We start from the raw sequence: 19,195 nt of genomic DNA, 5'->3' as shown, positions 1-19,195 counted from the left end.
AGCGGCTACTTCTCGTTTGCCTTGGCAAAGACGGCGCTGGCGTCGCTGACGATTTCCACGTGGGAATATGCCGCTTGGCCCGCGGCCGCGCCATCCGCCCGCATGATCGCCGTGACGATCTGGCCGTGCTCCTCGTAGGATTTCGTCAGGCGCCCCGGCAAGCGGAACTGCGCCCGCCGGAACGGAGCGAGCCGTGCACGCGTTTGCGTCACCATTTCGAGGATATGTTCGTTATGCGCCCCGCGATAAAGCCGTGTGTGGAATTCGGTATTGTAGGCCGAATAATCCTCGTCCGCGCCCTGATGGACGAGCGCCATCGAGGCCCGGTGATCGAGCTCCAATGCGCGCCGCTCGTCGACGGTCATCCGCTCGGCCGCTAACCGGGCGCAGATCGCCTCGAGCTCCGCCATCGCCTCGAACATCGAGTGCAGATAGGCCTCCGTCACGTTGGTGACGACGGCGCTGCGGTTCGGCTCGCGCGCCACCAGCCCCATGGCGCCCAATTCCCGCAACGCTTCGCGTACGGGCGTGCGCGATACGTCGAACCTGGCGGCCAGCGAACCCTCGTCCAGTTTTTCGCCCGGCAGGATCGCTCCGGTGACGATCATATCGGCGATGGCCCGCACCATCTGCTCGACGGTGGTTCCGGGACGGATGACTTCTCGGCGCCTGACCTGTTTCACGGGTGATTCTACTCAATTAAGCACTTTGCATACAGATGACGCTACGCTGTCGATAAGTCAAACCTTACGGCTAATCGTCGGATATAATTCCATATTTTTACCATTTGAAGGAATGGTTTGCGTTCACCACGCGCCCAACCTGCCTTTTATTTTCATGCAGGTACCGACAGTGTCTATTTCTTAGTCAAAGCGCCGGTCAATCTGCATGCACTTTTGCAAATGCGGTTGAACACTCCAGATAAAATTCAATTATTTCAACGTTTTATATTTTGGCACGCGCATTGCATGCACTTTCATGTATTAGCCCGAAACTGGCCCAAGCGCCGCAAGGAGCATCCCGATGACCAAACTCCTTTCCATGAATCGCCGCCACTTCCTGCAGGCTTCCGCCGCCGGCGCCCTGACCGGTCTCGCACCGGGCCTGATCGGCTCGAAAGCCGCCGCCCAGACGGCGCTGACCGTCGGGTTCATCTATGTCGGCCCGAAGGACGATTACGGCTACAACCAGGCCCATGCGGAAGGTGCCGCCGTCATCAAGGGCATGCCAGGCGTGACACTCGTCGAGGAGGAAAACGTCCCCGAAACCGTGGATGTCCAGAAAACCATGGAATCCATGATCAATCTCGATGGCGCGACCCTGCTCTTCCCGACGTCTTTCGGTTATTTCGATCCGCACATGCTGGCCATGGCCGCGAAATATCCGGATGTGCAGTTCCGCCACTGCGGCGGGCTTTGGCAGGAAGGCAAGCACCCGGCCAATACCGGTTCCTATTTCGGCTATATCTTCCAGGGCCAGTATCTGAACGGCATCGCAGCGGGCTATGCCACCAAAAGCAAGAAGATCGGCTTCGTCGCCGCAAAACCCATTCCGCAGGTTCTTCAGAACATCAACGCCTTCCTGCTCGGCGCACGCTCGGTCGATCCGACCATCACCTGCCAGGTGATCTTCACCGGCGAATGGTCGCTCGCCGTCAAGGAGGCCGAAGCCACCAACGCGCTGATCGACCAGGGCGCCGACGTGATCACCTGCCATGTGGACAGCCCTAAGGTCGTGGTCGAGACGGCGGCCGGCCGCGGCGCCTTCGTCTGCGGCTACCATGCCGACCAGAGCGCGCTCGCCAAGGACAAATATCTCACCGGCGCCGAATGGGCCTGGGGCAATGTCTACACGAACTTCATCAAGGCGGCCCAAAGTGGCAGGAAGCTCGGCAATTTCGTCCGCGGCGGCCTGAAGGACGGTTTCGTCAAGATGAGCCCGCTCGGGCCGGCCGTTTCCGACGAAGCCCGCAAGAAGTTCGAGGCGACGCTGGCCGAGGTCATGGCCGGCAAGTTCTCGGTCTTCAAGGGGCCGCTGAAGGACAACAAGGGCAATGCCGTGATCGCCGCCGACAAGGCCTATGCGGAGGATGCGATCGATCTCGAAAGCATGGCTTACCTGGTCGAAGGTGTCGTGGGGTCGACCTCCTGACCGGGAGAGGGAGAAGCGCCATGACGGTCGAAGCGAACGATCCCGGAATGTCCATTGCGGCGGGCGGCGGCACCTCGTTCCGCCCCCTCCTCGAATGGCTGGCTCGACGCGCCGAGCCTGTAGCGATCGGGCTCGTGGCGATCCTGATCGGCATGGCGCTTTTCTCCATCTTCATTTTGGTGATCGGCAAGTCGCCGGTCACCCTCTTCCAGCTCATGTACACGGGCGGTTTCGGAAGCTGGTTCTCGATCCAGAACAGCCTTTCCCGCGCAGCGCCCCTCCTGCTGACGGCGCTTTGCGTGGCGCTTCCCGCCCGCCTCGGCCTCGTCATCATCGGCGGCGAAGGTGCCGTCGTCCTCGGCGGCGTCGCGGCGGCGGCGATCGCCCTGCCCTTCGTCGGCACCGTCCCGCCCATCCTGCTGTTCGTTTTCATGGGCCTCGCCGCCATGCTCGTCGGCGGTATCTGGATCGGGCTCGCCGGGTTTCTCCGCCACTACCGCGGCGTCAACGAGACCATCTCCTCGCTGCTTCTCGCCTATATCGCGATCGCGCTGATGAACCAGTTCGTCGAGGGGCCGCTGCGCGATCCGGCGAGCCTCAACAAGCCGTCCACGAAGCCGCTGCCTGCCGAGTACATGATGGGCGACATTCCCGGCATGGACGTCCACTGGGGTCTCGTCATCGGCGTCATGGCCTGCATCGTCTCCTGGGCGCTGATCGAACTGACGAGCTACGGTTTTGCGGCCCGCATCTCCGGCGGCAATGTCCGTGCAGCGCAGATCCAGGGCCTGCCGGTCGGCAAGCTGATCGCCGGCTTCACGGCGGTCGCCGGCAGTTTCGCTGGCCTCGCAGGCATGATCGAGGTGGCCGCCGTGCAGGGCAGCGCCAATGCCTCGCTCGCCGCCGGATACGGCTATACCGGCATCCTCGTCGCCTTCCTCGCCCGCCACAATCCGCTGGCGATCATTCCGGTCGCGATCCTGCTCGGCGGCATCGATGCCTCGGGCGGCCTGATCCAGCGGCGCATGGGCCTGCCGGATGCCACCGTGCTGGTGCTGCAGGGCACGCTCTTCGTCGTCATCCTCTTCTGCGAGACTTTCTACGGCCGCTTCAGGATCTTCAATCCCGACCTCTGGAAAAGGAGCCAATGATGGAAGAGACAGGCATCGGCATCTGGGGCGTGCCTCTGGCGATTTTCGCGGGCGCCATCCGCGTCTCCACCCCGTTCATCTTCGTCTCGCTCGGCGAGACGATCACCGAACGCTCCGGCCGCATCAATCTCGGGCTTGAAGGCACGCTCGTCTTCGGCGCGATGACGGCTTACGCGGTCGCCGTGCTGACAGGCTCCCCCTGGCTCGGCGTGCTCGCCGCCATGGCAACCGGTTCGGTCTTCGGCCTGATCCACGGCTGGATCTGCAAGTTTCCGAAGGTCAACGACATCGCGATCGGCATCGCCATGATGCAATTCGGTCTGGGCCTCGCGTTTTTCCTCGGAAAACCATTCATCCAGCCGGCCGCGCCGAAACTGCCCTCGATCCCGCTCGGGGGCTGGTCAACGGTCCCTCAGGTACAGGCGGCACTCAACATCAACGTGCTGTTCTTCCTCGGAGCAGCACTGGCGCTTTTCCTCTTCTGGGCGTTCAGGAACACGCGGATCGGCCTGATCCTGCGTGTGGTCGGCGACAGCACGGATGCGGCCCGGGCCATGGGGATCAATCCGGATACCGTGCGCTTGCTGGCAACCGCGGCCGGCGGCTCTCTGGCGGCGATCGGCGGCGCCTATCTCTCGCTTTATTATCCGGGCTCCTGGAACGAAGGCATTTCCTCCGGGCAAGGGTTGATGGCCGTGGCGCTCGTCATCTTCGCCCGCTGGAACCCGATCGGCTGCTTCCTCGCCGCCCTGCTCTTCGGCGGCGCCGGAGCGCTCGGCCCCGCGCTGCAATCCATCGGCGTCACGCAGGGCTACTACCTCTTCTACGCGGCGCCTTACGTGCTCACCCTCATCATCCTGATCGTCACGTCCTCCCCCACCCGCTCGCTGACGGGTGCGCCGGGCGCGCTGTCGCTCACGAAATAAAGGAGTTTTCCAATGAATGGCTTGGGCGGCCTCAACAAATCCGAACATGGCGTCGGCATCGGCCTCGTGCAGCTCCAGCTGCCGGTGACCGTCACCAGGGCGGACCTCGCGAGGCAGACGCAGGTAATCGTCGATCTGGTGGCCAAGGCGCGGCGCAACCAGTCGGGCATGGACCTCGTCGTCTTTCCCGAATACGCGCTGCACGGCCTTTCCATGGACATCAATCCGGAGATCATGTGCAAGCTCGACGGGCCGGAGGTCGCAGCCTTCAAAAAGGCCTGCAGGGACAACGCGATCTGGGGCTGCTTCTCGATCATGGAGCTGAACCCCGGCGGCATGCCCTATAACTCCGGCATCGTCATCGACGACCAGGGGGAGCTCAAGCTCTATTACCGCAAGATGCATCCCTGGGTGCCGGTCGAGCCCTGGGAACCGGGCGATCTCGGCATCCCGGTGATCGACGGACCGAAGGGCGCCAAGCTCGCGCTGATCATCTGCCATGACGGCATGTTTCCGGAAATGGCCCGCGAATGTGCCTACAAGGGCGCCGAGATCATGATCCGCACCGCCGGCTATACGGCGCCGATCCGCGAAGCCTGGCGCTTCACCAATCAGTCGAACGCCTTCTGCAACCTCATGGTCACGGCAAGCGTGTGCATGTGCGGTTCGGACGGCACGTTCGATTCCATGGGCGAAGGCATGATCTGCAATTTCGACGGCACGATCATCGCTCACGGCACGTCGGGCCGGGTCAACGAGATCATCACCGCCGAGGTGCGCCCCGACCTGGTACGCGAGGCGAGGCGCGGCTGGGGCGTCGAGAACAACATCTACCAGTTCGGCCATCGCGGCTACGTGGCCGTCGCCGGCGGTGCGGGCGATGCGCCCTACAGCTACATGCACGATCTCGTCGCCGGCAAATACCGCCTGCCCTGGGAGGAGCATGTGAAGGTGACCGACGGCACGTCCTGCGGTTTCGACAAGCCCGTACGCCGTTACGGCGAAGCCCTCAAACCTGCTGCCGAATAGGTCGGCTCGCGAAACAGGAGAAAAGACGATGGACGCGATGGCCGAGACCAAAGGGCATTTTATCGACGCCGATCCCTATCCGTGGCCCTATAACGGCAAGCTGAGGCCCGACAACACGGCGCTGATCATCATCGACATGCAGACCGACTTCTGCGGCAAGGGCGGCTATGTCGACCACATGGGCTACGACCTCTCGCTCGTTCAGGCGCCGATCGAGCCGATCAGACAGGTCCTCTCCGCCATGCGCGGAAAAGGCTACCACATCATCCACACCCGCGAGGGCCATCGCCCCGATCTCGCCGACCTGCCGGCCAACAAGCGCTGGCGCTCGCAGCGCATCAACGCCGGCATCGGCGATCCCGGCCCCTGCGGCCGAATCCTGGTGCGCGGCGAGCCCGGCTGGGACATCATTCCGGAACTCTATCCGATCGAAGGCGAGGCGATCATCGACAAGCCGGGCAAGGGCTCGTTCTGCGCCACCGACCTCGAACTGATCCTCAACCAGAAGCGCATCGAGAACATCATCCTCACCGGCATTACGACCGATGTCTGCGTCTCCACCACCATGCGCGAGGCGAACGACCGGGGCTTCGAATGCCTGCTCTTGGAAGACTGCTGCGGCGCGACCGACTACGGCAATCACCTCGCTGCGATCAAGATGGTGAAGATGCAGGGAGGCGTCTTCGGTTCGGTTTCCAATTCCAAGACACTGATCGAGGCCCTGCCCTGATGCCGTCCTTGCGTGCCCATGTCTATCGCGTGCCCGCCGACGGGCCGGATGACGTCTCCGGCGTCGAGGCGCTGTTCGCCGCCGGGCTGAAGCCGCAACACGTCGTCGCCGTCCTCGGCAAGACGGAGGGCAACGGCTGCGTCAACGATTTCACCCGCGGCTATGCCACGCGCAGTTTCGAGAACCTGTTCGCGCGCTATGGCGTCGAGGGCGTCTCGCTCGTCATGTCCGGCGGCACGGAGGGTGCGCTGTCGCCGCACTGGACCGTCTTTGCCCGCGAAGCCAGCGATGCGCCGGCCGAACGCGCGCTTGCCATCGGCACCGCCCGCACCCCGCCGCTTCCTGCCCGTCATCTCGGCCGGCGCGAGCAGGTTCTGCTGGTCGCCGAGGGCGTCAGGGCTGCGATGAGGGATGCCGGCATCGACAATCCTTCCGACGTGCATTTCGTGCAGATCAAATGCCCGCTCCTGACGCTTTCCCGCATCGCCGCCGCCGAGGCCGCCGGCGAAACCGTCGCAACCCGCGACACGCTGAAATCCATGGGCCTGTCGCGCGGCGCATCGGCGCTCGGCGTGGCCGTGGCGCTTGGCGAAGCGGATCCGGAGACGATGGCGGATGAGGACATCTGCACGCGCTACGACCTCTTTTCCCGCTGCGCCTCCACATCGGCCGGCGTCGAACTGACCGACCACGAGATCGTCGTGCTCGGCATGGGCGCAGGCTGGTCCGGTCCGCTGTCGATCGACCACGCCGTCATGCGGAATGCCATCGATTCCGCCTCCGTTCGCCAGGCCCGCGACCGCCTGCCCGAAAGGGCACGGCTGATGGCGGTGCTTGCCAAGGCCGAACCCGATCCGTCCGGCAAGATCGCCGGCCGCCGCCACACAATGCTGGACGATTCCGATATTTCCGGCACGCGCCATGCCCGCGCCTTCGTCGGCGGTGTTCTGGCCGGTCTCTTCGGCATGACCGACCTCTATGTCTCGGGCGGCGCCGAACACCAGGGACCCTCCGGCGGCGGTCCCGTCGCCATCATCGTCGAAAAGGAGAGTTGACGTGAACACCGTCCGCGATACGCCCCTCCCGCAGACCGGCAAGGCGGTCGGCATCGAGACGCTCGGCATGACCATGCGTTTCGGCAGCTTCACTGCTCTGGATAATGTCTCGATCAGCGTGCCGGCCGGTTCGTTCCATGCGCTGCTCGGCGAAAACGGCGCGGGAAAATCGACGCTCGTCAAATGCATCATGGGCTTCTATCACGCGACCTCCGGCTCGCTCTCGGTCGACGGCCGCGAGGTGGCGATCGCCTCGCCCAGGAACGCAGCGACCTATGGGCTCGGCATGGTCTACCAGCATTTCACGCTGGTTCCCTCCCTGACCGGGGCGGAAAACCTCGTCATCAGCCGCGCCGAGGTGCCCGCCGTCATCAACTGGGCGAAGGAACGCAAGGAACTCGCCGCGTTCATGGAGCGCATGCCGTTCAAGATCCCGTTCGATCGGCCGGTGAGCGAGCTTGCGGCCGGCGAAAAGCAGAAGCTGGAAATCGTCAAGCAGCTCTATCTCGGCCGCTCCTTCCTCGTGCTCGACGAGCCGACCTCGGTGCTGACGCCCGCCGAAGCCGACGAAATGCTCGGTCTGGTGCGCGGCATGACCGAGCGCGGCCAGCTGACGGTGCTGATGATCTCCCACAAATTCCACGAGGTGACCAAGTTCACCGACGCGGTGTCGATCCTGCGCCGCGGAAAACTGGTCGGCACCGGCAGGATCGGCGAGCTTTCCACCGCCGACATGGCGGCGATGATGATCGGCGACGTGAAGCTCGCCGAGCTCGACAGCCGCCTGCCCGTGCCGGAAACCGCAAAGCCCGTCCTGAAGGTCAGCCGGGTCAAGGCGCCGGATCGCTCCGGCCTCAAGACGATCGAGATCGATGACCTGACGGTGCGCTCCGGCGAGATCGTCGGCATCGCCGGCATTTCCGGCAACGGCCAGAAGGAGCTCACCGAAATCCTCGCCGGCCAGCGTCCGGCCGATACGGGCCGCGTCGTCGTCAATGGCGGGGCCTATGGCGCGACGCGTCCGGAGACCCGCAGGAACAACGTCCGCTTCATCCCGGAAGAGCCGCTGCAGAACGCCTGCGCGCCGAAGATGACGGTGAGCGAGAATCTCGCCTTCCGCACCTTCGACCTCAAACCGGACGGCAAGGACGCGATCTGGCTCTCCAAGCGCGCGATGAAGAAACGCGCGGCCGCACTCATCTCCGATTTCAAGGTGAAGACGGCATCCTCGTCTTCACCGATCGCAGCACTTTCTGGCGGCAACGTGCAGCGCGCCGTGCTCGCCCGCGAGCTGACCGGCAAGGTCGATCTGCTGATCGTCTCCAACCCCTGTTTCGGCCTCGATTTCTCGGCCGTGGCGGAAATCCGCGCCCGCATCATGAAAGCCCGCAACTCCGGCACGGCCGTGCTGCTGCTCTCCGAAGACCTCGACGAACTCCTGGAAATGTCCGACCGCATCATGGTCATTTCCGAGGGCAAGCTCGTCTACGAGACCCCGGCGCGCGGGGCGGATATCGGCGTGATCGGCGCCCATATGGCGGGGCATCACTGATGGCCGGGATCAAGGCGAAACCTTTCACCTTTCTGGCGAGGCCCAGGGAACTGGCGCTGATCGTCATCGACATGCAGCGGGATTTCGCGGAGCCCGGCGGGTTCGGCGCAAGCCTCGGCAATGATGTGAGCCGCATCACCAGGATCGTGCCGGACGTCAAGCGCCTGATCGAAGGCTTTCGTGCTGCCGGGCTGCCGGTCATCCATACGATGGAATGTCACCGCCCGGACCTTTCCGACCTGCCGCTCTCAAAACGTAATCGTGGCAACCCCTCGCTCCGGATCGGCGATGAAGGCCCGATGGGGCGCATCCTGATCTCCGGCGAGCCGGGGACGGCGATCCTTCCCGAACTGGCACCGGCCGACGGCGAAGTGGTGATCGAAAAGCCCGGCAAGGGCGCCTTCTACGCGACCGAGCTTGGCGGCGTGCTGAAGAAAAAGGGCATCACGCAGCTCGTCTTCGCGGGCGTCACGACGGAAGTCTGCGTCCAGACCACGATGCGCGAGGCCAACGACCGGGGCTACGAATGCCTTCTCGCCGAAGAGGCGACGGAGAGCTATTTTCCTGAGTTCAAGGCGGCCGCCATCGCCATGATCCGGGCGCAAGGCGCGATCGTCGGCTGGACCGCCCATGTGGACGACATTCTGGAGGCGATAGCCCATGCCTGAATCGACCCGCGAACTCCTGACATCGGGAGGCTGGAAGGATTTGGAATTCGGTCCCTTCCGTGATGAAGTGACGATCCACTGGATCAGGCCGTTCGAGGACGACCAGCCGGGCGTGGCGCTTCTGAAATACGAGGCCGGCGCATCCGTGCCGCGCCACCGGCATGAAGGGCTTGAGACGATCCTGGTGCTCGACGGCGTGCAGTCCGACGAGGCCGGCGACTACGGCCGCGGCAGCTACATCGTCAACGCGCCCGGAACGGAACACTCCGTCTGGAGCGATACCGGCTGCGTCGTACTGATCCAGTGGGACCGGCCCGTGAAAATACTGGAAGAGGAAATCGCATGAGCCTGAAGACACCCGCGTTTGATATCGCCTCGCTGCGCACGTTCTATCGCAGCGGCGGCAGCGTCACCGATATCGTGGAGGCCGTCTTCGCGCGCATTGCGGAGGTGAACGATCCCGGCATCTTCATCCACCTGGCGGAAAAAGCTGCGGTCCTCGCGGAAGCGGCGAAACTCGGCGCCTTCGATCCGAAAAAGCCGCTCTGGGGCATCCCTTTCGCGGTGAAAGACAATATCGATGTCGCCGGCATGCCGACCACCGCCGCCTGCCCGGACTATGCCTATAGACCGGAAAGGGACGCGACCGTCGTCCGGCTTCTGAGAGGGGCCGGCGCGCTCGTCATCGGCAAGACCAATCTCGACCAGTTCGCTACCGGCCTGGTCGGTGTGCGTTCACCCTATCCGATTCCGAAAAACGCGATCGATCCGAAACTGGTGCCCGGCGGCTCTTCCTCCGGCTCGGCGGTGGCGACGGCGCAAGGCATCGTCAGCTTCGCGCTCGGCACCGATACCGCCGGCTCGGGCCGCATTCCCGCCGGACTCAACAACATCGTCGGGCTGAAGCCGAGCGTCGGCGCACTTTCGACGGCGGGCGTCATTCCTGCCTGCCGGACGCTCGATTGCGTCTCCGTCTTCGCGCTGACGGTGGACGACGCGTGGGCCGTCTTCTCCGTCGCATCGGAATACGACGAGGCCGACGCCTATTCGAAATCCATCCCGGCAACCGGCTTCGGCTCGGCTCCGCCGGTTCTCACCATCGGCGTGCCTGCGAGAGCCGACCGGCAATTCTTCGGCGATACGCTGATGGAAGCCGCCTATGACGACGCGCTGTCCGCTCTCGCAAGGCTCGGCCACAAGCTGGTCGAGATGCCCTTCGGCGATTTTTACAGGGTTGCCAACCTGCTCTACGAGGGCGCCTGGGTGGCCGAACGTTACGCTGCTGTGAAAGATTTCTTCGATACGAAGGAAGAGAGCTTTCACCCGGTAACGCGCAAGATCTATGGCGGCGCGAAAGCGCTCTCCGCCGCCGATGCCTTCAACGGCTTCTATGCACTGCAGGCTTTGAAAAGGAAGCTGGCGCCGCTGATCGCCTCGGTCGACCTCCTCTGCGTGCCGACCGCGCCGTCGCATTATACCGTCGCCGATCTGGAAGCCGAGCCGATCCGGGAAAACTCCCGTCTCGGCACCTATACCAACTTCGTCAACCTGCTCGACATGTGCGGCATCGCGGTACCGACCGGCAGCCGCGCCGATGGTCTTCCGGCCAGCGTCACCCTGCTCGCCCGCTCGGGCCGCGATGGTCTGACGGCGACGATCGCCCGCGACCTGCACCAGGCAAGCGGCGTGACGCTCGGCGCCACCGGCTGGCCCCTCCCCGCCTCTGCTGAAACCGCCCCGAGGTCCGACGACCGCGACCTGATCGATATCGTCGTGGTCGGTGCGCACCTCTCCGGCATGCCGCTGAACCAGCAGCTCACGGAGCTTGACGGAAAGTTCTCCCGCGTGGCCCAAACCTCGGCCGCCTACAAGCTCTACGCGCTCGCCGGCACCGTGCCGCCGAAACCGGGCATGATCCGCGTCGAGGAAGGCGAGGGCGGTGAAATCGAGGTGGAAGTCTGGAAACTGACGCCGGCGGCCTTCGGACTGTTCGTCGCCGCCATCCCCGCACCGCTCGGCATCGGAACGGTCATGCTCTCCGACGGCACTTCGGCAAAGGGGTTTCTCGCCGAGCCGCTGGCGCTCGAAGGAGCACTCGACATTACAAGCTATGGCGGCTGGCGGGCCTATCTGAAGGAGCTTTCGTCGCTTCAAAGAGTCGGCAAGACCGGCTGAGGGCCGTATCGGGCAGCAGCATGCGGCCGCATGTTCTCTTATGGCTCCGCATGGAGGCCGAGGACATTTATGCCCTTCCGATGCGGCGATACCGGAAATCGTCGGCATCGGAGACGGAATTGGCCTCCCCGATCAGCGTCGCCATACGGCTGTGAAGCGGCGACCTGATGCAGGCCGGGTCCGTCGCGGCCGCATCGCCCGCAATAGCCATGGCCTGGCACCGGCAGCCGCCCCAGTCGACCTCCCGGCGCTCGCAGCTCCTGCAGGGTTCCAGCATCCAGCCGTCGCCGCGGAAGGCATTGAAGGCCGGTGAATTGACCCAGATGTCCGTCAGACTCCGGTCCCCGAACCGTTCGAAGTGCAAGGTCGGGATGGTTCCCGCCGCATGACACGGAAGCGCCGTGCCATCGGGGGCGACCATGAACGCATCCCGCGCCCAGCCGCCCATGCAGGCTTTCGGATAGATGGCGAAATAATCGGGCGCGACGAAATCGATCGCCAGAATTCCCCGCAGCCGCGATTGAGCCTCCTCGACGATCTCGACCTGGCGCTCCACCGCCTCGCGACCGGGCATGAGGGCATTGCGGTTGAGAAGCGCCCAGCCGGCATATTGCACATTGGCGATCTCCAATCTCTCCGCCCCGAGGGAAAGGGCAAGATCGATGAAAGCGGGAACTTCCTCTATATTGTGCCGATGGATGGGCGCGTTGATCGTCAGCGGCAGGCCGAGTTCCACGACCCGTCTTGCGGTTTCGAGCTTCTTCTCGTGCGCGCCGCGGTTATTGCCGATTTTCTCCGTCGTCGGCGCATGGGCTCCTTGGATGCTCAATTGCACGTGGTCCAGGCCTGCATCCCGAAGCCTCTCGATCCAACCCTCGGCAATGCCGACCCCGGCGGTGATGAGATTGGTATAGACGCCGCGCCGCGACAGACAGCTTACGAATTGCTCGAGATCCGGCCTGAGCGTCGGCTCTCCGCCGGAGAGGTGGATCTGCAGCACCCCCAGATCGGCCGCCTCTTCGAAGAGAGCAAGCCATGCTTCCGTCGAGAGCTCCTTGTCGGCCTTCAGGAGTTCGAGCGGATTGGAACAGTAGACGCATTGCAGGGGACAGCGATGCGTCAGTTCGGCCAGCATGCCGATCGGAGGCAGAAGTGCATCACTCATAGCGTCACCAGAAACCTGTCGGACCATTCCTGCAGGAACTGTTCGACATCGGGCGCGATATCCTCGCGCGCCGCATCATACTGGCCGGCAAGCTCGTCGACGATCTGAAAAACCGTGTGCCGGCCGTCGCACAGTTTCAGTATATCAAGACTGACCTCGTCCGGCCAGAAAACCCTTTCCGGCGAAAGCACCGCCCAGGCACTGCGCACCGGATCGTATTGCAGCCGCACATAGCGCTTCAGATGCGGCCTCGACTGCTCGGACAGGACGGCGCGCTGACGGCTGCTGCTTCCCATCATTGCGCCTCCGGCACGAAGGCGCCCGGCGGAATGCTGCCGCCCTCTCCGTAAGCGTAGTCCAGCGCGTCCAGCATCGCCCACAGGATATCGCACTTGAAGACGAGGGCATCGATGACCGCTTGCTGTTTTTCCGGATCGGTCGCATGCCGCAGGACATAGGCGAGCGCGAAGTCGGAGTCCCGCGGAGCCTGCGTCAGCCTCGGCATGAAATAGGCGAGCGTATCCTCCGTCACATAGCTGTATTTCGCCAGCATGGCCGGAACACGCTCGCCGATGATCACCGGAGAAAACAGCTCCGTCAGCGACGAGGCGACGGCTTCCAGCAGGCTGCGATTGGTACAGAACGACAGATATGCTCCGACGGCGAAGCGGGTCGCGGGCAGCGCAAACCGCTCGCTCTTCACCATCTCTCCGTCGAGCCCCAGCCCGGTCGCAAGCTTGATCCAGCGGGCGATGCCGCCGTCCCAGCCGGTCGTCCCGTCGTGATCCTCGATCCTGCGGCGCCATTCGACGCGGAATTCCGGATCCGCCGCCCGCGCGACGATCGTCGCGTCCTTGCGGGGGATCATGGCCTGATAACAGTACCGGTTGAGCGCCCAGGCCTGAAGTTCGGCCTTGGTCAACGTCCCCGCCGTCATCCTGTGATGGTAGGGATGGCGATTGTGGTATCGTTCGGCCCCGACCTGACGGAGTACCTCTTCGAGCCCGGCGGACGTCAATCCGTTTCGCGCCGCGTCTGCAAAGTCGCTCATAGGCGGATCTCCATCCCGTCATAGCCGATCTCCCACCCGCCTGCCCTCACCGCTGCCGTTTCGGGTGAATTCTCGTCGAGGATCGGATTGGTGTTGTTGATATGGACATAGACGCGGCGAGCGGGCGCGACTTCTGCAAGCAGGGCCATGGACCCGTCAGGACCGGCAATGTGCAGGTGTCCCATGCGCCGGCCCGTCTTTGTGCCGACGCCGGCGCTCGGCATCTCGTCGTCCGTATAGACCGTGCCGTCGAAAAGCAGACATGCCGCGGCGGCAATACGTTCTTTCAGGTCGGCATCGATGGCGGCACAGCCCGGTACATACAGCACCGGAGAATCATGTCCCTCGTGCAGAATGCGCACTCCGACCGTATCGCCTTCCTGCGTGCCGAAACCTTCTTCCGCCTTGCCGGCATCCTCCAGAAACAGGGCCACCTTGCCGGGAACCGGAAAAGCCTCGATGACGATGGAGGTCGGCTTGCCCTGCCAATCGGCAATCGGCGTCGGAACGTCAAGGCGAAGCTCGCGGCGCTCGACCAGTTCCCTGTCCAGAACATTGAAAATGCTGTTTTCGGCAAGCACGCGAAGCACCCGCGCCGTTGCGTAGATGACGAAGCGATGCCGCTCGCGTAGGCTCAAAAGCCCGGCGATATGATCGACATCCGCATTCGTCAGGATGACGGCCCGGATGGGTGAGGCCCGCAGGGGACCGTCTTCGCTCGGCTGCAATTCCGCAGTCGCCGCAATCTGCTCGCGAATGTCCGGAGACGCGTTGAAGAGGATCCAGTCCTTGCCGTCGGCGGACACGCCGAGACTCGATTGCGTCCGCGGCCGGAAGCCGCCTTCACCCTTGCGTGCGGAACGGCTCAGCCGATAATTGCAGTTCCATTGGGGGAATCCCCCGCCTGCCGCGGAGCCGAGGATCTTCAGCCGCATGTGATGATGCTTCCTTCCGACGGCAGCCGCTCCATGCGGACATGCCGCATGGAGCGGTGGATGCGCTTATTTCTTAGCCTTGAGTTCGGCGGACTGGTAACGTGACATTTCCATTCCGACGGCAACCGTGCACATCGTCGGCTTTTTCCAGCTTTTCTTCATAAGCTTCTCCTCTCGCTCTTTGCCCGAGATCAACGATTTGATCTCCTCCGGCATCGTGCGCCCACCGGCGCAAGCTCTGAAATTCGAACGTTTCGCGCCTGCCATTCTGAAGCAGTCCGAAGGCTACCACAGGCCGAACCTCGTCCCAACGCAATCGCCCTTCACATCGGCGACATCAGGGCATCCGGCAGAATGCCGGGAACGTCGCTACCCCTTGATCTCGTTGCCGGCCTCATCGATCAGCGGCACCTGATATTGCAGAAGAATCCGGTTAATTTCCGGCTGGCTTTCCCTGATGACGGTGTTCAGCGTGCGCTTCCATTCCTGATCGGACGGACGCACGCCCATGGTGATGCGGTAGGACATATGGCTGCCCTGCTCCTTGAGAAGCGGCACCACGACGAAATCCGGATTGATCTCCTTGACGTAGTAACCGGCCATCGGTCCCCACAGGAAAGCAACGTCGATCGCGTCGTTCTGGAGATCCTTCAGCATCACCTCGGCCATGGAAGGCATCGTGCGCGTATCCACCATCAAAGGATAGGTCTTGGCGGTCCGCATCAGGTTGGCTTTTGCCAGGTTTGCGCTTGGCGGCGTTCCCGCAACGACGCCCACCCGCTTGCCGGCGAGCTTGGGGTCCTCGATGGTGTCCACGCCCTCCAGGCCGCTTCCCTTCTTGAAGACCATGACATAGGTCGAGCGGTAATAGGCATTGGTGTTCTGCACGAGCTCGTCGCCCTGGGCATAGCCCATGATGATATCGCAGCGATTGGCCCTCAGCGTATTGCGGACGAAGCCGGTCGCCATCGGGTACCATGTATAGGCAACCGACTTGCGACCGGTCTTCGCCGCCACAAGCTCCGCCAGCTTGTTTTCGAAGCCTTGCCCGCTTTCATCGGTGAACGGCATGTTCGAGGGATCGGCGCAGACACGCAGCACGTCCGGATCGACCAGCTCGCCCGCGGCGCCGAGCCCGGCGGTCTGCGCGAATGCTGCGGCCGGGACCGCGGCGATCGCCGCGATCAGGGAGAGTATGTAAAGACCGCAGGATTTGCGTGCAGACATATGCTCAGCTCCCCATGCACGATGCTTCTTGGTCTTTGGCCGCCTGCGGCTTGTCCGCTTTCTTGGGAGGCCTGCCGCGCGGGATCCCGTCGACCGCACGCGCCCGCAGGTAGATGTAGATATCGTCCATATAGCAGTAGACGTTCTTGTTTTCGCCGAAGGCGGGCATGACGTTTTCCTTGCCGCCGCCGACATTCTTTCGCCCCTCTGCGACGATCGAAAGAAACGTCGGATAATCCATCGTCTTCAACGAGTTGACGAGCGCCGGCGCATAGCTGGAACCCATTCCGTCGGGACCGTGACAGGTATGGCAGTCCGAATGATAGCGGCGATATCCGCTGAACGTGTACCAATCCACGGTTCCGTCATCCTGGAGCTTGAACGTGGGGGTTCCCTCGGCATCGAAATATTTGCCGTCTTCTTCGGTAACGGCTGCGGCCTTCTGCTTGTCGTCGGCGGCAAGGGTGATGCTGGAACCGATAAGAAGAGCCATGGCGATAACCGAGACTGTTTTGCGGACAGACATTCCTACCTCTTTCTCATTTCGCCACGGACACAGCTTTGCTGTCGCGATGCGGCGTTGACAGGTGGGTTGTGGATTGCGTGGCGAAATCGAGGGCCCGCCCGGGATTCCCGGCGATCCGGGCCCTCGTTTCTCTGCATCACCGACTCCTCGAGATCGGCGTGCCTATACTCCCGCTATCAATCCGGGAGGCCGAAGACGGTGAGCTGACCGCCCAGCGTCGTGTAGTCGGCAAGAGCGGCGTATCCGCCGACCGCGCCGAGACCTGCCGTGGCAATCGACTGCTGTTCGTCAGTCGGCGCCTTCTGGCCGGCAACCGCGGTCTGCCAGGCAGCCGCGCCTTCGGCCTGGAGCAGACCGCCTGCGAGGCCGATACCTGCCCAGCCGCCGACACCCGACAGCACGGCGATATACTGCTTGCCGTTGTGCTCGAAGGTGTTGATGTTGCCGATGATGCCGGACGGGGTCTTGAACTTGTAGAGTTCGTTACCGTCGTGATCGACAGCCTTGATATAGCCTTCGAGCGTGCCGTAGAAGACGACGTCGCCATCGGTCGACAGCGCGCCCGACCATACCGAGAACTGCTCCGGCTTCGACCAGACGATCTCACCCTTGGCGGCATCCCAGGCGATGAAGTTGCCCATCCCGCCATGGCTGTTGGGAGTGGGATACATCGATACCGTCGCGCCCACATAGGGCTGACCGGCGGTATAGCTTACCTTGTACGGCTCGTAGTCCATGCAGACATGGTTGGTCGGCACGTAGAACAGCCCGGTCTTCGGGGAATACGTGGCCGGCTGCTGGTCCTTGGTGCCAAGCGCCGCGGGGCATACGCCCGTGGTGTTGGTGTCCTCGCCGTTCTGCTGGGTCGAATACTGAGCCACGACCTGCGGACGGCCATACTGCTCGCTCTTCGGGTCCATGACGACTTCCGTCGCCCAGTTGACCGTCGGATCGTACTTCTTGGCGACAAGCAGCTCGCCATCTCCGCGGTCCAGCGTATACGCGAAGCCGTTGCGGTCGAAATGGACCAGAACGTCATGTGCCGCACCGTTGACCTGCATGCCGTCGACGAGGATCATCTCGTTGACGCCATCGTAGTCCCATTCGTCATGCGGGGTCATCTGATAGACCCACTTCGCCATGCCGGTGTCGGCGTCGCGGGCGAAGATCGTCATCGACCACTTGTTGTCGCCGGGCCGCTGGACCGGGTTCCAGGTCGAGGGGTTGCCGGTTCCGTAATAGACCAGGTTCAGCTTCGGATCGAAGGCATACCAGCCCCAGGTCGTTCCGCCGCCCTGCTTCCACTGCTCGCCTTCCCAGCTGCTGACGCCGGAATCCTTGCCGACCGGCTTGCCGAGCTGGGTCGTCTTCTCGCCGTCCATCAGGGTTTCGGAGTCGGGACCGGTCGAGTAGGCCTTCCAGGCGACCGAACCGTCCTTCAGGTTATACGCGGTCACATGGCCGCGGACACCGAACTCGCCGCCGGAGATGCCGATCAGCACCTTGTCCTTGAAGACCATCGGAGCGGAGGTTCCGCTCTCACCCTGGCCGCCGGCGGTGTTCTCGCCGTTTTTCGCCTGCCAGGCGACCTTGCCCGTCTTGGCGTCGAGGGCGGTTACCGTCGTATCGGCCTGGTAGAGGATGATCTTGCCGTCGCCATAGGCGACGCCGCGGTTGACCGTGTCGCAGCACATGATCGGAATGACGTTCGGATCCTGCTTGGGCTCATATTTCCAAAGGATCTTGCCGTCGTTGTTGAGGTCTAGGGCATAGACCGTATTCGGGAACGGCGCATGGACGTACATGACGTCGCCGATCACCAGAGGTCCACCTTCATGGCCGCGCAGCACGCCGGTCGAAAACGTCCACTTGACCTGAAGGTTCTTCACATTGTCCTTGTTGATCTGGTTCAATTTCGAATAGCGGGTATTGGCATAGTCACCCGTCGGAATCGCCCAGTTCTTGGAATCGGAGATCAGCTTCTGGACCTCGTCATTGGCAAATACTCCTCCCGCCAATGATAGAGATACCGCAGCCGTCACCAATGCCGATGTCATGAAGTTTGCACGTACACGCATTTAGTCCTCCCTAAGTTCGCATGGATGACATGTTGCGGCTGCGCCCGTTTCATAACAGGAGCCCCGCGTCACCAGTTCAGCGTGTGGGAAGTATTTCCGGCAGCGTGTCACGACCTAAGCCAGGCGCGCGGAGGGCACCGTTACCGCCCACCCGCTTGGCCTACGAAGACTGTCACCACTCCCTTGACGGTAACGTCCTTGAAGCCGGAAACAACCTAACCATAAGAGATAGAATTGTTTTCCGCAAGCGTGTTTCTCAATCAATATTCGCTGCACTGCACCATATTTTTATTGCGATGCGATAAACTATACTCGGAAAATTATCCTATGTTACTGGATATCGATGTTATTTTTAAATTATACTTAGACAATTAGTTGCACCCGCTGTCGAGGCGTGCACTGCGCCGCACGGAAAGGATATGCCATGGTCACGCTTGAGAAGTTTCCCATAGCCCTGATTGCATCCGCAGCAATCGGCTTTGCCGTTCCGGCAGCGGCGGCGACCAGCTATCCGACCAATGTGGTCGCCGAATACGTCTACGCCTGCATGAAGGCCAATGGCGAGAATCGCGCCATCCTTGATCGCTGCTCCTGCTCGATCGACGTCATCGAATCGATCGTTCCCTATGACCGTTACGAGGCAGCCGCCACCTTCAGGCAAATGGGGCTGGTCGCCGGGGAAACCGGTGCGCTGTTTCGCGAAAGCGCCCCCGCCAAGGCGGCGATAGCGGAACTGAAAAGGGCGCAGGCCGAAGCCGATATACGCTGCTTCTAAT

The 19,195-nt window shown here is 62.8% G+C and carries 20 protein-coding genes; 11 read left to right on the top strand and 9 right to left on the bottom strand.

The features are described from left to right. Positions 1–5: 5 nt before the first annotated feature. Positions 6–683, bottom strand: a complete 678-nt coding sequence (locus tag QTA58_RS12940; RefSeq protein WP_085420590.1) for a GntR family transcriptional regulator — start codon at positions 681–683, stop codon at positions 6–8. A 340-nt stretch (positions 684–1,023) separates the two neighbouring features. Here QTA58_RS12940 and QTA58_RS12935 point away from each other — a divergent pair, with 340 nt between their 5' ends. Genes QTA58_RS12935 through atzF form a run of 10 tightly spaced genes read left to right on the top strand, consistent with a single transcriptional unit; the run spans position 1,024 to position 11,437 of the window. Continuing rightward, the gene (locus QTA58_RS12935; protein WP_289669137.1) at positions 1,024–2,151 is read left to right on the top strand and encodes a BMP family ABC transporter substrate-binding protein; all 1,128 of its coding nucleotides are present in this window, start codon (positions 1,024–1,026) and stop codon (positions 2,149–2,151) included. Between the two features lie 20 nt (positions 2,152–2,171). After that, entirely contained in the window at positions 2,172–3,302 is a 1,131-nt protein-coding gene (locus QTA58_RS12930) for an ABC transporter permease (RefSeq protein ID WP_289669136.1), read from the top strand. Continuing rightward, the gene (locus QTA58_RS12925) at positions 3,302–4,228 is read left to right on the top strand and encodes an ABC transporter permease (protein WP_289669135.1); all 927 of its coding nucleotides are present in this window, start codon (positions 3,302–3,304) and stop codon (positions 4,226–4,228) included. The genes QTA58_RS12930 and QTA58_RS12925 overlap by 1 nt, the downstream gene beginning before the upstream one ends. A gap of 12 nt (positions 4,229–4,240) precedes the next feature. Beyond that, positions 4,241–5,257 (top strand): formamidase, encoded by a 1,017-nt coding sequence (locus tag QTA58_RS12920; protein ID WP_289669134.1) that lies wholly within the window; start codon positions 4,241–4,243, stop codon positions 5,255–5,257. 28 nt (positions 5,258–5,285) lie between these two features. After that, positions 5,286–5,987, top strand: coding sequence for an isochorismatase family cysteine hydrolase (locus QTA58_RS12915; protein WP_289669133.1), 702 nt, complete (start codon positions 5,286–5,288; stop codon positions 5,985–5,987). Then, positions 5,987–7,042, top strand: coding sequence for a ring-opening amidohydrolase (locus QTA58_RS12910; RefSeq protein ID WP_289669132.1), 1,056 nt, complete (start codon positions 5,987–5,989; stop codon positions 7,040–7,042). The genes QTA58_RS12915 and QTA58_RS12910 overlap by 1 nt, the downstream gene beginning before the upstream one ends. Before the next feature lies 1 nt (position 7,043). Continuing rightward, on the top strand, positions 7,044–8,594 hold the full coding sequence (locus QTA58_RS12905) for an ABC transporter ATP-binding protein (RefSeq protein ID WP_289669131.1): 1,551 nt from the start codon (positions 7,044–7,046) through the stop codon (positions 8,592–8,594). Next, positions 8,594–9,262, top strand: a complete 669-nt coding sequence (locus QTA58_RS12900; RefSeq protein ID WP_289669130.1) for an isochorismatase family cysteine hydrolase — start codon at positions 8,594–8,596, stop codon at positions 9,260–9,262. The genes QTA58_RS12905 and QTA58_RS12900 overlap by 1 nt, the downstream gene beginning before the upstream one ends. Then, entirely contained in the window at positions 9,255–9,608 is a 354-nt protein-coding gene (locus tag QTA58_RS12895) for a cupin domain-containing protein (RefSeq protein ID WP_085420598.1), read from the top strand. The genes QTA58_RS12900 and QTA58_RS12895 overlap by 8 nt, the downstream gene beginning before the upstream one ends. Beyond that, positions 9,605–11,437 carry an allophanate hydrolase gene (gene atzF / locus QTA58_RS12890; protein WP_289669129.1) on the top strand — a complete coding sequence of 611 codons (1,833 nt, stop codon included), beginning with the start codon at positions 9,605–9,607 and terminating at the stop codon, positions 11,435–11,437. Before QTA58_RS12895 ends, atzF begins: the two co-directional genes overlap by 4 nt. Positions 11,438–11,504: 67 nt before the next feature. Here the strand turns inward: atzF and pqqE are convergent, their stop codons facing one another. The 8 genes from pqqE to QTA58_RS12850 form a co-directional block, all read right to left on the bottom strand. Then, on the bottom strand, positions 11,505–12,602 hold the full coding sequence (pqqE, locus tag QTA58_RS12885; protein ID WP_289669128.1) for a pyrroloquinoline quinone biosynthesis protein PqqE: 1,098 nt from the start codon (positions 12,600–12,602) through the stop codon (positions 11,505–11,507). Further along, complete coding sequence (pqqD, locus tag QTA58_RS12880; protein WP_289669127.1) at positions 12,599–12,901, bottom strand: pyrroloquinoline quinone biosynthesis peptide chaperone PqqD; 303 nt, start codon at positions 12,899–12,901, stop codon at positions 12,599–12,601. The genes pqqE and pqqD overlap by 4 nt, the downstream gene beginning before the upstream one ends. After that, positions 12,898–13,653, bottom strand: coding sequence for a pyrroloquinoline-quinone synthase PqqC (pqqC, locus tag QTA58_RS12875; protein WP_289669126.1), 756 nt, complete (start codon positions 13,651–13,653; stop codon positions 12,898–12,900). The genes pqqD and pqqC overlap by 4 nt, the downstream gene beginning before the upstream one ends. Next, complete coding sequence (pqqB, locus tag QTA58_RS12870) at positions 13,650–14,588, bottom strand: pyrroloquinoline quinone biosynthesis protein PqqB (protein WP_289669125.1); 939 nt, start codon at positions 14,586–14,588, stop codon at positions 13,650–13,652. Before pqqB ends, pqqC begins: the two co-directional genes overlap by 4 nt. A 66-nt stretch (positions 14,589–14,654) precedes the next feature. After that, positions 14,655–14,855, bottom strand: a complete 201-nt coding sequence (locus QTA58_RS12865) for a hypothetical protein (protein ID WP_289669124.1) — start codon at positions 14,853–14,855, stop codon at positions 14,655–14,657. Positions 14,856–14,957: 102 nt separating this feature from the next. After that, positions 14,958–15,815 carry a substrate-binding domain-containing protein gene (locus QTA58_RS12860; protein ID WP_085420604.1) on the bottom strand — a complete coding sequence of 286 codons (858 nt, stop codon included), beginning with the start codon at positions 15,813–15,815 and terminating at the stop codon, positions 14,958–14,960. A gap of 4 nt (positions 15,816–15,819) precedes the next feature. Next, positions 15,820–16,341 carry a c-type cytochrome, methanol metabolism-related gene (locus tag QTA58_RS12855; protein WP_085420605.1) on the bottom strand — a complete coding sequence of 174 codons (522 nt, stop codon included), beginning with the start codon at positions 16,339–16,341 and terminating at the stop codon, positions 15,820–15,822. Positions 16,342–16,517: 176 nt separating this feature from the next. Beyond that, positions 16,518–18,398: a methanol/ethanol family PQQ-dependent dehydrogenase gene (locus tag QTA58_RS12850; RefSeq protein WP_085420606.1), complete on the bottom strand. Its 1,881-nt coding sequence runs from the start codon at positions 18,396–18,398 to the stop codon at positions 16,518–16,520. Between the two features lie 445 nt (positions 18,399–18,843). Between QTA58_RS12850 and QTA58_RS12845 the strand changes: the two genes are divergently transcribed. Further along, positions 18,844–19,194, top strand: a complete 351-nt coding sequence (locus QTA58_RS12845; protein ID WP_143531495.1) for a hypothetical protein — start codon at positions 18,844–18,846, stop codon at positions 19,192–19,194. Position 19,195: the final 1 nt, after the last annotated feature.

The sequence above is a fragment of the Neorhizobium sp. CSC1952 genome (assembly GCF_030378245.1).
GTDB lineage: Bacteria > Pseudomonadota > Alphaproteobacteria > Rhizobiales > Rhizobiaceae > Neorhizobium > Neorhizobium oryzae_A.
The sequence above is the reverse complement of the archived record's forward strand: the minus strand, read 5'-3'. Positions and strand labels throughout refer to the sequence as shown.

What these genes read in the sequence shown, in the direction of transcription:
- QTA58_RS12935 (WP_289669137.1), top strand. Translation starts at nt 1,024, where the DNA reads ATGACCAAACTCCTTTCCATGAATCGCCGCCACTTCCTGCAGGCTTCC.
- QTA58_RS12930 (WP_289669136.1), top strand. Translation starts at nt 2,172, where the DNA reads ATGACGGTCGAAGCGAACGATCCCGGAATGTCCATTGCGGCGGGCGGC.
- QTA58_RS12925 (WP_289669135.1), top strand. Translation starts at nt 3,302, where the DNA reads ATGGAAGAGACAGGCATCGGCATCTGGGGCGTGCCTCTGGCGATTTTC.
- QTA58_RS12920 (WP_289669134.1), top strand. Translation starts at nt 4,241, where the DNA reads ATGAATGGCTTGGGCGGCCTCAACAAATCCGAACATGGCGTCGGCATC.
- QTA58_RS12915 (WP_289669133.1), top strand. Translation starts at nt 5,286, where the DNA reads ATGGACGCGATGGCCGAGACCAAAGGGCATTTTATCGACGCCGATCCC.
- QTA58_RS12910 (WP_289669132.1), top strand. Translation starts at nt 5,987, where the DNA reads ATGCCGTCCTTGCGTGCCCATGTCTATCGCGTGCCCGCCGACGGGCCG.
- QTA58_RS12900 (WP_289669130.1), top strand. Translation starts at nt 8,594, where the DNA reads ATGGCCGGGATCAAGGCGAAACCTTTCACCTTTCTGGCGAGGCCCAGG.
- QTA58_RS12895 (WP_085420598.1), top strand. Translation starts at nt 9,255, where the DNA reads ATGCCTGAATCGACCCGCGAACTCCTGACATCGGGAGGCTGGAAGGAT.
- atzF (WP_289669129.1), top strand. Translation starts at nt 9,605, where the DNA reads ATGAGCCTGAAGACACCCGCGTTTGATATCGCCTCGCTGCGCACGTTC.
- pqqE (WP_289669128.1), bottom strand. Translation starts at nt 12,602, where the DNA reads ATGAGTGATGCACTTCTGCCTCCGATCGGCATGCTGGCCGAACTGACG.
- pqqD (WP_289669127.1), bottom strand. Translation starts at nt 12,901, where the DNA reads ATGATGGGAAGCAGCAGCCGTCAGCGCGCCGTCCTGTCCGAGCAGTCG.
- pqqC (WP_289669126.1), bottom strand. Translation starts at nt 13,653, where the DNA reads ATGAGCGACTTTGCAGACGCGGCGCGAAACGGATTGACGTCCGCCGGG.
- pqqB (WP_289669125.1), bottom strand. Translation starts at nt 14,588, where the DNA reads ATGCGGCTGAAGATCCTCGGCTCCGCGGCAGGCGGGGGATTCCCCCAA.
- QTA58_RS12865 (WP_289669124.1), bottom strand. Translation starts at nt 14,855, where the DNA reads ATGGCAGGCGCGAAACGTTCGAATTTCAGAGCTTGCGCCGGTGGGCGC.
- QTA58_RS12860 (WP_085420604.1), bottom strand. Translation starts at nt 15,815, where the DNA reads ATGTCTGCACGCAAATCCTGCGGTCTTTACATACTCTCCCTGATCGCG.
- QTA58_RS12855 (WP_085420605.1), bottom strand. Translation starts at nt 16,341, where the DNA reads ATGTCTGTCCGCAAAACAGTCTCGGTTATCGCCATGGCTCTTCTTATC.
- QTA58_RS12850 (WP_085420606.1), bottom strand. Translation starts at nt 18,398, where the DNA reads ATGACATCGGCATTGGTGACGGCTGCGGTATCTCTATCATTGGCGGGA.
- QTA58_RS12845 (WP_143531495.1), top strand. Translation starts at nt 18,844, where the DNA reads ATGGTCACGCTTGAGAAGTTTCCCATAGCCCTGATTGCATCCGCAGCA.